Below are 11,246 nucleotides of genomic sequence, written 5' to 3'. Positions count from 1 at the left end.
CGTCACCTCCCTCCGCAAGACCTGCGTTCGGCCTCCTGAAGTCGCAATTTGTGTCTCCTGAACTATCGCGCACTTAGAAGCAAAGCAGAGCAAGAGCAAGAGCAAGAACGGAAGGCTTTAGTGTGAGTGATGGTATGTAATTTTAGTGGGCAGCAGCCCTATCGTCGAATTAATTAGCGACAGGGCTGCCGTATAAAACAATATCAAGGCGAAATAGGATCGCTCGCCGGAAAAGTCTCATCCAACGCATTATCGACATTACTCTCTTTCGGCTGACTCACCTCCCCACATTTACAATCCCCCATGCGACAAGGCTCACCATTACGATGCCCCGTCGCACACGCTTCGCAGCAGTATGCCTTGCCATCCTGGACCACGGCATTGGCATCCACGGTGCAGGAACAGTGGTTGCAGGAACAACGTTGCTCGTTCATCAGCGTTCTCTCCGCTCGTCTTCAGGGGTGACTTCGTCGGTCCACGGCTCGCCGTCCAACGGCGCCGAGCGGGCCAGTTCGGCCTCGTCCAGGCCGATGCCGCCACCGATCTCGTGCGCCTCGACATGACGCAGGGTCTGGTCCGCCGGGCCGCCCGCCATGCCCGGCTCATCCGGATCGCGGGCACCGGTTTCGTCCAGCAGCGTGTCAGGGCTCAGGTCATCGAGGGTGACATTGTCCTCGTGCAGGCTGTCACTCAGCGCCTCGCCACCGGTCATGCCACTTTCGGCAACGCGTCTCGGTGGATACTCCTCCTCCACCTCCCGCGCCGGTCGCTCGTCGCCAATACGACCCCGGCGCTCATCGCGGCGTTCGCTGAAATCCAGCTCATGGACACTGCCCATGCGGTCTTGCGTGTCGTCGATCTCGACCGTCGGCTTGGGGTCTTCGGGAATGGGCATGATCGCTCTCCGATTTGTGGGCTCATTCGGTCGACTGCCCCTGCCCGCCAATGATTCAGAGTTTCTGCAGACAGCAGCTGCCCACGCTTTTTTGAACTCCGCCCGGCTCCCTCGCCTCCCAACCTAGAGACACCGCGAACCGTTTCGGAGCCCGCCATGGTTAAGCCCCTGCAGGAGTACCAGCGCAAGCGCGACTTCAACGCCACGCCCGAACCTGCCGGCAAACGCGGCCGCACGCGCAAGGCCCATGCCTTGCAGTTCTGCATTCAGAAACACGACGCCAGCCACTTGCACTACGACTTTCGCCTGGAGCTCGATGGCACCTTGAAAAGCTGGGCCATTCCCAAGGGCCCCTCGCTCGACCCCAAGGTCCGCCGCCTGGCCGTGCATGTCGAGGATCACCCGCTGGACTACGCCGATTTCGAAGGCAATATCCCCGAAGGTCACTACGGCGCCGGTGACGTGATCGTCTGGGATCGCGGTATCTGGGAGCCCGAGGGCGATCCACGCCAGGCCTACGCCAAGGGCAAGCTGCGCTTTCGCCTGCAGGGCGAGAAGCTGTCAGGTGTCTGGAACCTGTTCCGCACCCACCTGGCCGGCAAGAAGGAGCAGTGGATGCTGGTCAAGTCCCACGATGGCCAGGCCCGCAGCGAAACCGACTACAGCATCGTCGAAGCCTTGCCGGACAGCGTGTTGAGCGACCGTACTCTGCTGCCGCGCCGGCCTGCGAAAACAGCCACTGCCAACAAACGCAAGGCCAAGGCCAGCCCCGTCGCCCTGCCGGACAAGCTCCAGCCGCAACTCGCCACCCTGGTCGATTCGCCGCCCAGCGGTGACTGGCACTACGAGGTCAAGTTCGACGGCTACCGCATCCTCGCCCGCATCGAAGGCGCGGATGTGCGCCTGTTCACCCGTAATGGCCACGACTGGACTGCGAAGATGCCGCGTCAGGCCGAGGCCTTGAAGGCGCTGGGGCTCGATTCGGCGTGGCTCGACGGCGAGATGGTGGTGGTCGACGACCAGGGTGTGGCCGACTTCCAGGCGTTGCAGAACGCCTTCGACACCGAGCACGACGAACGCATCACCTATTACCTGTTCGACCTGCCCTATCTGGGTGGCGAAGACCTTCGCCCGTTAACACTGCAGGCGCGACGCGGCACCCTGGCCCGGTTGCTTGAAAACACACCGTCGGACCTCCTCAAGTTCTCCGCCGACTTCACTGAGCCGGTCGACTCGCTGCTCGACAGCGCCTGCCGCCTCAAGCTCGAAGGCCTGATCGGCAAGCGCGCCGACAGCCCCTACGTGGGCCGGCGCAGCAGTGACTGGATCAAGCTCAAGTGCAAGCAGCGCCAGGAGTTCGTGATCGTCGGCTACACCGACCCGAAAGGCAGCCGCAACGCCTTCGGCGCCCTGCTGCTGGCCCTGCACGACACCGACAGCGGCCAGCTGCGCTATGCCGGCAAGGTCGGCACCGGTTTCAGCGCCACCACCCTGGACAGCCTGCATGCGCGCCTCAAGCCCCTGGAAATACACAAGCCGGCCCTGCCCAAGCCGCCCCGCGGCGCCGAGGCCCGTGGCGTGCACTGGCTCAAGCCGCAACTGCTGGCCGAAGTCGCCTACGCCCAGATGACCCGCGAAGGCATCGTCCGTCACTCGGTGTTCCACGGCCTGCGCGACGACAAATCCGCCACCGCCATCGACCTGGAGCGTGCCATGCCCGCCAAGCGCGCCGCGCAGCCTCCCGCCGGGCCCCTCGGCAACCTGCGCCTGACCCACCCCGACCGCGTCGTCGACGCCAGCACCGGCACCACCAAGCGCCAGGTCGCCGAGTACTACGCCCAGATCGCCGACTGGTTGCTGCCGCAGCTCAAGGATCGTCCCGTGGCGCTGGTACGCGCACCGGACGGACTGGGCGGCGAACTGTTCTTCCAGAAGAACGCCGGCCAGCTGCATATCCCGGCGGTGCGCAGCTACAGCAAGGCGCAGGCCGGCCAGGCGGCGATGGCGCTCAACCGCACCGACAGCCTGTTGGGCGCGGTGCAGATGAACATGCTCGAACTGCACACCTGGAATGCCACCGACAAGGATTTCGACAAGCCCGACCGCTTCGTCCTCGACCTCGACCCCGACCCGGCGCTGCCGTGGAAGGCCATGCTCGAAGCGACCCAACTGACCCTCACCCTGCTCGATGAGCTGGGCCTGAAGGTGTTCCTCAAGACCAGCGGCGGCAAGGGCATGCACCTGGTGGTGCCACTGACCCGCCGCGCCGGTTGGGACGAAGTGAAGGACTTCAGCCATGCCCTCGTCGAGCATATGGCGGGCCTGTTCCCGGAGCGGCTCAGCGCCGTCTCCGGGCCGCGCAACCGGGTCGGGCGGATCTTCATCGACTACCTGCGCAACGGCAAGGGCGCGACCACGGTCGCGGCGTATTCGCTGCGTGCCCGCGAAGGGCTACCGGTGTCGGTGCCGATCTGGCGCGAAGAGCTGACCCAGCTCAAGGGCGCCAACCAGTGGCACATCGGCAACCTGCAGGCGCGGCTGGCCGAGGTGGACGACCCATGGGCGGACATGGCCAAGACCCGGCAGTCCATCACCGTGCGCATGCGCAAACAGCTGGGCATCGACTGAGGCCAAAGGGGGAACGTATTCATGAGCATCGTCCAGGACTTCGACCTGACCAACCTCGACCGCCTGCTGCGCCGCTTCGGCGCCCGCCCGCAGGCCATCGACCTCGACACCCTGCTGCCGGAACTGCTGCAGGCCATGCAGGCCGACCACCTCGACCTGTTGCCCCTGCCCGGCCAGGGCCAGACCCTCACGCGCTGGCAGACGCTCGCGCGGGTCGCCGGTTGCGACCTGACCCTGGCCAAGCTCTATGAAGGCCATACCGATGCCTTGGCGATCCTCGCCGAATGCGGCGCCGCCCATCATGCCCAGGACGGGATCTGGGGGGTGTGGGCCGCCGAGCCGCCGGACGCCCGTGCCCGTATCGTCGAGCGGCACGACGGGCAGGTGCGCCTGCAAGGGCGCAAGGCCTGGTGCTCGGGTGCGCTGCAGATCGACCGGGCGCTGATCACCGCCTGGGAGAATGACCAGCCGCAACTGGTGGCCATCGAATTGTCTCACCCCAGCCAGCGCATCCAGGCCGACCAGTGGCAGGCGGTGGGCATGGCCACCACCACCAGCGTCAGCATCGAGTTCGACGACACGCCCGGGCTGGCCATCGGTCTGCCCGGCCAGTACCTGGCACGTCCTGGCTTTTGGCACGGGGGCGCTGGCATCGCCGCGTGCTGGTACGGCGCGGCCGAAGCCCTGGCCGACTACCTGCGCGAGCATTGCCGCATGCCTCGGCCCGACCCGCACGCTGATGCCCATCTGGGGGCGGTGGATGCCGCCTTGTATGGCGCCCGCGCCGCCCTTCGCGAATGCGCCGCCTGGATCGACCAGCAGCCCCATGCCGACGCCAGCTTCGAAGTGCGCCGCGCCCGCGCCCAGGTCGAACAGGCCGTCGAGCAGGTGATCCGCCATGTCGGCAGGGCGCTGGGTGCCACGCCGTTCTGCCGCAGCAGCCATTTCGCCAGGCTCAGCGCCGACCTGCCGGTCTACCTGCGCCAGAGCCATGCCGAACGCGACCTGGCCGAACTGGGCAGGCAGGTGACCGGCATGCCGGCGGGAGCCTGGCAGCTATGAGCGAGAACCGTATCCAGGCGGCTGCCGGCACACCTTGGCGCGACTGGCAGCAATCCGCGCTCCTGGCACGTGCCAAGTGGCTCAAGCCCGAGCAGCTCTGTCCCCCCGGCCGCCGCCTGGTATTGCTGGCCCCCCACCCGGACGATGAAATCCTCATGGCCGGCGGACTGCTGGCCGGTTTCCACGGACGCGAGCAGGATCTGCTGCTGATTTCCGCCACCAATGGCGAAGGCAGCCATCCCCATTCCGCCCACTGGACCGAGCACCGTCTGCGCCACCAGCGCCCACAGGAAAGCCGGCACGCCCTGCAACAGCTGGATCTGGACCTCAAGCGCCTGGACTGGCGGCGCCTGAACCTCAAGGACGGCGCCCTGCCCCGCGACGAAGCGTTTTTGGCCAACTACCTGGAGCAACTGCTCGAACCGGACGACCTGCTGCTGACCACCTGGCGCGGCGACGGCCACTGCGACCATGAAGCAGCCGGCCGCGCCGCTGCCCAGGCGGCCCAGGCCCGCCGGGTGCAACTGGCCGAGGCGCCGGTGTGGGCGTGGCATTGGGCGATGCCCGATGATCCACGCCTGCCCTGGCCCCAGGCCCATCGGGTACAGCTCGACGACACCCGCCTGGCGCGCAAACGCCAGGCCCTGGCCGCCCACGCCAGCCAGTTGCAGCCCGACGGCGAGCATCCTCCAGTGCTGCCCGTCACCTTGCAGACCTGCCTGTTGCAACCTTTCGAACTGGTTTTCCTGTAAATGGAGCCGCCATGAGCCTCGACGCGCAGTATTTCGCCGACCTGTATGCCGGCAACGACGATCCATGGGCCTTTCGCACCCGCTGGTACGAACGCCGCAAGCGCGACCTGGCGCTGGCCAGCCTGCCCAGCCAGTGCTACGGCCGGGTGTTCGAGCCGGCCTGCGCCAACGGCGAGCTGAGCGTGCTGCTGGCCGAGCGCTGCGCCAGCCTGCTGTGCCAGGACATCGACGCCACTGCCGTGAGGCTGGCCCAGCAACGCCTGGCGGGGGTCGACCATGTCCGCGTCGAGCAGGGGCACCTGCCGGGCGATTGGCCGGGCGGGGAGTTCGACCTGATCGTGCTCAGCGAGATCGGCTACTACCTAGACCCCACCGACTGGTTGCAGGTGATCGAACAGTCCGTGGCCTGCCTGGCCGGCGACGGCGGATTGCTAGCCTGTCACTGGCGCCATCCGATTGCCGGCTGCCCCCAGGACGGTGGCCAAGTGCACGCCCTGCTGGCCAGGCACCTGCCACTGTATCCGCAGTTGCGCCATGAGGAGGCGGACTTCCTGCTCGAGTACTGGTCGTGCCAGCCCCGGGTGGTCGACCTGGACGAGACCTGCCCATGATCGCGGTGATCATTCCCGCCCATAACGAGGCCCGGCGCCTCGGACACTGCCTGAAGGCCGTGCGGGTGGCAGCTGCGCGGGCCGAAGCCGCGGGTCTGGAGGTCGAGGTGCTGGTGGTGCTCGATCGCTGTACCGACGCCAGCGCGCGCATCGCCAGGCGCCATGGCGTGCACACGCTGGCGCTGGAGGCCGGCAATGTCGGCATTGCCCGCCGCCTGGGGGCGGCCTGGATGATCGAGCGCGGCGCCCAATGGCTGGCATTTACCGACGCCGACAGCCGCGTGCCTGGCCACTGGCCGCTGTCGCAGCTGCAATGGCATGCCGACGCGGTGTGCGGCACGGTGCATATCGAGCGCTGGCAACCCTGGCAGGGTGTGGCCTTGCGTCAGCTGTACCACAGCCGCTACCAGGCAACGGAAGGCCATCGGCATATCCACGGCGCCAACCTTGGGGTTTGCGCCAAGGCCTATGCCAAGGTCGGCGGTTTCCAGCCGCTGCCGGCCCACGAGGATGTGCAACTGGTACTGGCACTGGAAGCCATCGGCGCGCAGATCGTCTGGACCGCCAGGCACAGCGTGGCCACCAGCAGCCGTCGGGACAGCCGGGCGCGCCAGGGATTCGGCGATTACCTCAGGGGATTGGAAGGCCAGATCCTGTAGACCGGCGCTCGGATCACGACGCCTTGCGCGGGCGCTTGGCCGCAGGCTTCTTCGCCTTGCTCTTGCCACCCAGGCTGCGCTTGAGCAGCTCGGTAAGGTCGATGATGTCCGCGCCCTTCTCCGCCGTGGCGCCCTCGCCTTTTTCCACGGTCTCGATCTTGCCCTTGCTGGCCTTCTCCTCGACCAGGTCGAGGATGGTCTGGCGGAACGCGTCGTGGTAGTCATCGGGCTTCCACGGCCCGCTCATGTCCTCGACCAGGCGCTTGGCCATGTCCAGCTCGCGCTTGTCGACCTTGCTGTCGGTCACGCTCTTGTCCAACTCCAAGGTCTCCAGCCCACGCACTTCCTCCGGCCAGCGCAGGGTGATCATCACCAGCGCTTCGTCGAGCGGGCGCAGCAGCGCCAAATGCTGGCGGGTGTGCAGCACCACCGTGGCCAAGGCCACCTTGCCGGTGCTGGCCAGGGTCTCGCGCAGCAAGGCGTAGACCTTGCCGCCACGGCGATCCGGGCTCAGGTAATACGGCGTGTCGAACTGTTGCAGGGGGATTTCCCCGGCTTCGACGAACGAGAAGATATCGATGGTCTGGGTCGCCTCGGGCCGGGCCTTGCGGATTTCCTCCTCGCTGATCACCACGTAGCGGCCCTTCTCGTACTCCACGCCCTTGACGATGTTTTCCTTGTCGATTTCCTTGCCGGTGACCTTGTTCACCCGCTTGTAGCCGACCGGTTCCATGCTGCGCTTGTCCAGCCAGTCGAAATCCACCCGCTCGCTGCGCACGGCGGTGTTGAGGGACACCGGGATGTGCACCAGCCCGAAACTGATCGCGCCTTTCCAGATAGCCCTGGCCATGGCTGGCTCCTATGCATTCGAGGACAGGCCGGGCTGGCTGTAGCGCAACGCGCCACAGCGTTCGCAGCACTGGCATTGCAGCCCGGCGACTTCACGGATCAACTGGCTGCGCCATTGGCAGCCACGCAGCAGGCAGACGAGTTTCATCAGCCACCTCCCTGGCCCACATCGACGGGGCGCTTACAAGGACTGACTGCGCGGCGCGCGGAAGGTTTATTCGGCTTTACCCTACGGCAGCGGGTTGCCCCCGGTGACGCCGAAAATCTCGCCGGTGATGTAGCTCGCATGGGATAAGGGGGTTGCAGGATGAACTGGTTCTGGGACTTGCAGGGGTACGGCTGATGGATGGTTTGCTCAAGCTGGGCCCGTCGCCGACAGATGGTCGTCCATCACCTGCCTGACCACGCTGCGCATTGCCAAACGCTCATCCAGGCCTTGCTCGCGGGCCAACCCATAGGCCTGGCGCTGGCGATCGGCACTGCTGCCGTCGTGCAGGATGCGCCGGGCGTGCAGGAAAGAACGCTCGGCATCGGCACTGTCGGCCGGGCATTGCGTCTGTAACTGCGTCAGCCAGACTTCGGCATTCACCGGCTGCTGGTCGTGAAAACCAATGAAGGTGGCAAGACGACCATGACGCATGGCGCGCCAGTAGTTCTCCTGGGTGATCCAGCGCATTTCCCGGCTGGCGGCGCCAGCGTGCCGCCTCAGCGCATACTCGACGAGATGGCGAAACAGGCCGGCAATGGCCAAGGCATCCCCCAGCCGCGGACAGCCGTCGCAGATGCGCAGTTCGACGGTCGGAAAGCGCCGCGAAGGTCTGATCGCCCACCAGAAGTCGCCGTCCTCGGCCAACGTGCCGGTACGTTGCAACAGCGCCCGATAGCGCTCGTAGGCGCTCCAGTCCGGCAGCGGTTCCGGCAGGCCCATGTGCGGCCATTCCCCGCACACCACGCGGCGGTAGCTCATGTAGCCGGTGTCCTGGCCACCCCAGTAGGGCGACGAAGTGCTGAGCGACAACAGCAAGGGCAGCCAGTACAGCACCCGGTTGATCACCTGCATGCGATCCAGGCCCGGTGGCACCCCGACATGCACGTGCAGACCGTTCAACAGGCTGCGCCGGGCCACTAGCCGGTAATCATCGAACAACTGGCGAAAGTGCGGGGTCGCGCGTGGATGCTGGCGCAGCCACTGGGCGCTGGGGTGGCTTGCCGCGCAGTACAGGCCCGCCCCCTCGGCTGCCAGCGCCTGGCTCAGGCGCTGGCGCTGCTCGGTAAGGAAAGCGCGGGCCTGGTGCAGCGTCTCGAACACCGGCGAGGCCAACTCGATCTGGCTGCGGAACATCTCTTCGGCGAAACACGGCCCCAGCACCTCACGGCACAGACGGGTCAGTGCCGCCGACGGCGCGGACAACACCCGGCCGCTATCCAGCGCCACCAGCAGGTATTCTTCCTCGATACCGAACGTGCAGGGCCGCCCCATGGGCTCATCCGCCGCGGCGGGTGACGGTCAGGGCCACGGCGGCAATGCGCTCGACCTGTTCATAGCCGGGCTCGAGCAACTGCTCGCCGAACACGTCCGGATCCAGCTCCCGGTAGTGCCAGCTCAAGTCAGGGCCGGCCAGGCGCAGGCGGACCGCTTCGAGCAACGCATCGCGCCCTTCGACGATCGCCACCCCGGTGTACAGCAGCAATGTGCCGCCCGGTGTCAGGCGCTCACAGGCCTGTTCGACGATACGCAGCGACAGGTCGGCGCCGAGCGCCCCGCCGCCGTGGCGGTAGACGCGCAGGCTGGCATCGAGCATATAGGGCGGGTTGGCGAGGATCAGGTCGAAGGTACCGGTGATGCCCGTGAGCAGGTCGCTGGGCTCGACCGACACATTGGCCAACCCGGCGAGCGCGGCGTTGACGGCGGTGTAGCGCAGCGCCAGCGGATTGATATCCAGCGCGCTGACCTGCGCATGGCGTGCGGCCCGGGCAATCAGCAACGCGCCGATACCGCTGCCGCAGCCGATATCGACGGCGTGCTGCACACGCCGGGGGCTACGCCGCAGGTGATCCTCGATCAACTGGGCGAAGCGGTAGCTGTCCGGCCCGAAGAACACCGCGTCGCTGCTGTCCGTAGGCCAGGCCGAATGCACCAGCAACAGGTCATCCAGGCTCGACCAGCGCACTCGGCTGCGCCACAGTTCGCCGTGCGCCTCCAGCACGCCGGCCGTGCCCAGTTGTTCCAGCTCGTCGGCACTGATCAGCGAAGCCGGGAACGGCCGGCTCCAGCCGAACACATCTCGCAGCGTGCACGCGCGCCGGGCCTGGGGTCGGGCATTGACCCACGCCTGGGTCGCCGGGGTGACGCAGATGAAACGGTAGCCGTCGGCTTGCAGCCTGCGGCCCAGTTGCAACAAAGCCTCGTCGGCACGGATTTGCTTCTGGTGGAGTTGCATCACCGCGGCCCTCCCTGGAACAGCCCGGTGGCGGCGATATAGTCACGTGTGGCACGCAGGCCCGCGGGTTCGGCGTGCCGGTTCCCGGCCATGGCCTCGATCAGCGTGGCGATCTCCGAGGCCTGGGCCCGGCCGGGCGCCTCCGCCTGCAGGGCCAACGCCTGCTCCCACTGCCCAGGCGACACGCGACGAGGCCCGCCCCCTTGCCAGCTACCGGCGATCCAGTCATGCCACAACTGTTTCTCGTAGGCGCTGAACACGCCGAACATTGCCGCGCCGGGGCCGTCGATCAGTGACCAGAAGCGGCTCTGCATCGGGTCGCTGTCACGCTTGATCCAGCCCTGGGCTTGCAGGGCCTCCAGGAACCCGGCCATCGCCCCCGGCTCGGCAAGCCACTGGTTGATGGTCCGCCCTTGCAGGCGGCAGCGATCGGAATGCATGAACTGGCCGAACACGCGCTTGCGCTCCAGCGCGGCGAGCAGTTCGCCCTGCAGGTCGAAGCTGGCGATCAGCGAAGGTGTGTCGAGACCCAGGTCGTTGAGCCGGTAGCCGTGCCTGACACGCGCATAGAAATCTTCATCGCCCGCTGGCGCCAACATCCGCAGACTCTCCAGCGAACGCCGGGCATGGCCGCTGGCGGCGTTGTCGATGGTCACATGCAACTGGAAGTAATGGGCGTCGATACCCAGTTCGGCCAGCTCATGGGTGGTGATCAGCAGGTGCAGCGGTGGCTGCTCATATCCCAGGTTGTAGCCGATCACCTCGGGCAGGAAGCGCTCGCAGTGCTGGCCGAGGGCCAATTGCACGGCGCCTTGCACGAAGCGCGAAGGCTCCAGTGGCAGCCCTTGCAGGCACCCCAGGCGGCTGAGCAGGCGCTGGTAGATCAGTACATGGTTGCAGCGTGGGTCGCCGTCGCCCAGTTCTTCGAGAAAGGTGCGGATCAACCCGTGGTAACGCGGGTCGCGCCAGTGCCGCAGGGTACCGTGCAACCAGGCACCGTCAACCGCCTTGGTCGGCGCGACCTGCTGCAGGAACCACAAGGCCTGGGCGCGGGTGGCGAAGTAGCGCCGGGGAGCTCCTTCGCGCCGCTGCCGCAGGTAATGCGCATGGTCGTGGGCGACCTGGGCGGCATGGTGTTCGGCCCATTGGGGCAGCAGGTCCGGATCTTCCGGCAGGTCGTCTTCCCGGTCACGAACGCGCCGCAGTTGTGTTTCCAGCCAGTCCTCGGCAGTGGCATCGCGTCCCGCCAGCAACGCCCGGTAGCGATGCGCTACCTCATCAGTCTTGTCGTGCCTGGCTTGCGAACGCACGCCGTCACGGATCATCGCCACCATGCCGGTCACCTCGCG

12 protein-coding genes are annotated in these 11,246 nt (G+C 66.7%); 5 read left to right on the top strand and 7 right to left on the bottom strand.

Annotated features, from left to right (window positions below; all coding sequences use genetic code 11):
- Positions 1-203: 203 nt before the first annotated feature.
- Both ACODS9_RS02085 and ACODS9_RS02080 read right to left on the bottom strand, forming a co-directional pair.
- The gene (locus ACODS9_RS02085; protein WP_081941252.1) at positions 204-434 is read right to left on the bottom strand and encodes a metallothionein; all 231 of its coding nucleotides are present in this window, start codon (positions 432-434) and stop codon (positions 204-206) included.
- Positions 434-895, bottom strand: coding sequence for a phosphotransferase system, HPr-related protein (locus tag ACODS9_RS02080; protein ID WP_094012203.1), 462 nt, complete (start codon positions 893-895; stop codon positions 434-436). The genes ACODS9_RS02085 and ACODS9_RS02080 overlap by 1 nt, the downstream gene beginning before the upstream one ends.
- A gap of 156 nt (positions 896-1,051) precedes the next feature.
- Here ACODS9_RS02080 and ligD point away from each other — a divergent pair, with 156 nt between their 5' ends.
- The 5 genes from ligD to ACODS9_RS02055 are packed head-to-tail and all read left to right on the top strand — an operon-like array spanning position 1,052 to position 6,607.
- The gene (gene ligD, locus ACODS9_RS02075) at positions 1,052-3,523 is read left to right on the top strand and encodes a DNA ligase D (RefSeq protein WP_489093129.1); all 2,472 of its coding nucleotides are present in this window, start codon (positions 1,052-1,054) and stop codon (positions 3,521-3,523) included.
- 21 nt (positions 3,524-3,544) lie between these two features.
- Positions 3,545-4,585, top strand: coding sequence for an acyl-CoA dehydrogenase family protein (locus tag ACODS9_RS02070; protein ID WP_489093128.1), 1,041 nt, complete (start codon positions 3,545-3,547; stop codon positions 4,583-4,585).
- Complete coding sequence (locus ACODS9_RS02065; protein WP_489093127.1) at positions 4,582-5,337, top strand: PIG-L deacetylase family protein; 756 nt, start codon at positions 4,582-4,584, stop codon at positions 5,335-5,337. The genes ACODS9_RS02070 and ACODS9_RS02065 overlap by 4 nt, the downstream gene beginning before the upstream one ends.
- 11 nt (positions 5,338-5,348) lie before the next feature.
- Complete coding sequence (locus tag ACODS9_RS02060) at positions 5,349-5,948, top strand: class I SAM-dependent methyltransferase (protein WP_489093126.1); 600 nt, start codon at positions 5,349-5,351, stop codon at positions 5,946-5,948.
- Positions 5,945-6,607, top strand: coding sequence for a glycosyltransferase (locus tag ACODS9_RS02055; protein WP_489093125.1), 663 nt, complete (start codon positions 5,945-5,947; stop codon positions 6,605-6,607). The genes ACODS9_RS02060 and ACODS9_RS02055 overlap by 4 nt, the downstream gene beginning before the upstream one ends.
- Positions 6,608-6,620: 13 nt before the next feature.
- On the opposite strand, the gene ku is transcribed toward ACODS9_RS02055, so the two are convergent.
- The 5 genes from ku to ACODS9_RS02030 all read right to left on the bottom strand — a co-directional run bounded on the left by ku (position 6,621) and on the right by ACODS9_RS02030 (position 11,231).
- The gene (ku, locus tag ACODS9_RS02050; protein WP_110704295.1) at positions 6,621-7,457 is read right to left on the bottom strand and encodes a non-homologous end joining protein Ku; all 837 of its coding nucleotides are present in this window, start codon (positions 7,455-7,457) and stop codon (positions 6,621-6,623) included.
- A gap of 9 nt (positions 7,458-7,466) precedes the next feature.
- Entirely contained in the window at positions 7,467-7,604 is a 138-nt protein-coding gene (locus ACODS9_RS02045; RefSeq protein ID WP_177182941.1) for a PSPA7_2676 family Cys-rich small protein, read from the bottom strand.
- 207 nt (positions 7,605-7,811) lie between these two features.
- Positions 7,812-8,936: a carboxylate-amine ligase gene (locus ACODS9_RS02040; RefSeq protein ID WP_401105573.1), complete on the bottom strand. Its 1,125-nt coding sequence runs from the start codon at positions 8,934-8,936 to the stop codon at positions 7,812-7,814.
- A gap of 4 nt (positions 8,937-8,940) precedes the next feature.
- Complete coding sequence (locus ACODS9_RS02035) at positions 8,941-9,897, bottom strand: methyltransferase (RefSeq protein ID WP_401105571.1); 957 nt, start codon at positions 9,895-9,897, stop codon at positions 8,941-8,943.
- Entirely contained in the window at positions 9,897-11,231 is a 1,335-nt protein-coding gene (locus ACODS9_RS02030; protein ID WP_489093124.1) for an iron-containing redox enzyme family protein, read from the bottom strand. Before ACODS9_RS02030 ends, ACODS9_RS02035 begins: the two co-directional genes overlap by 1 nt.
- Positions 11,232-11,246 lie beyond the last annotated feature (15 nt).

Source organism: Pseudomonas sp. FG36 (genome assembly GCF_057809275.1).
The sequence above is the reverse complement of the archived record's forward strand: the minus strand, read 5'-3'. Positions and strand labels throughout refer to the sequence as shown.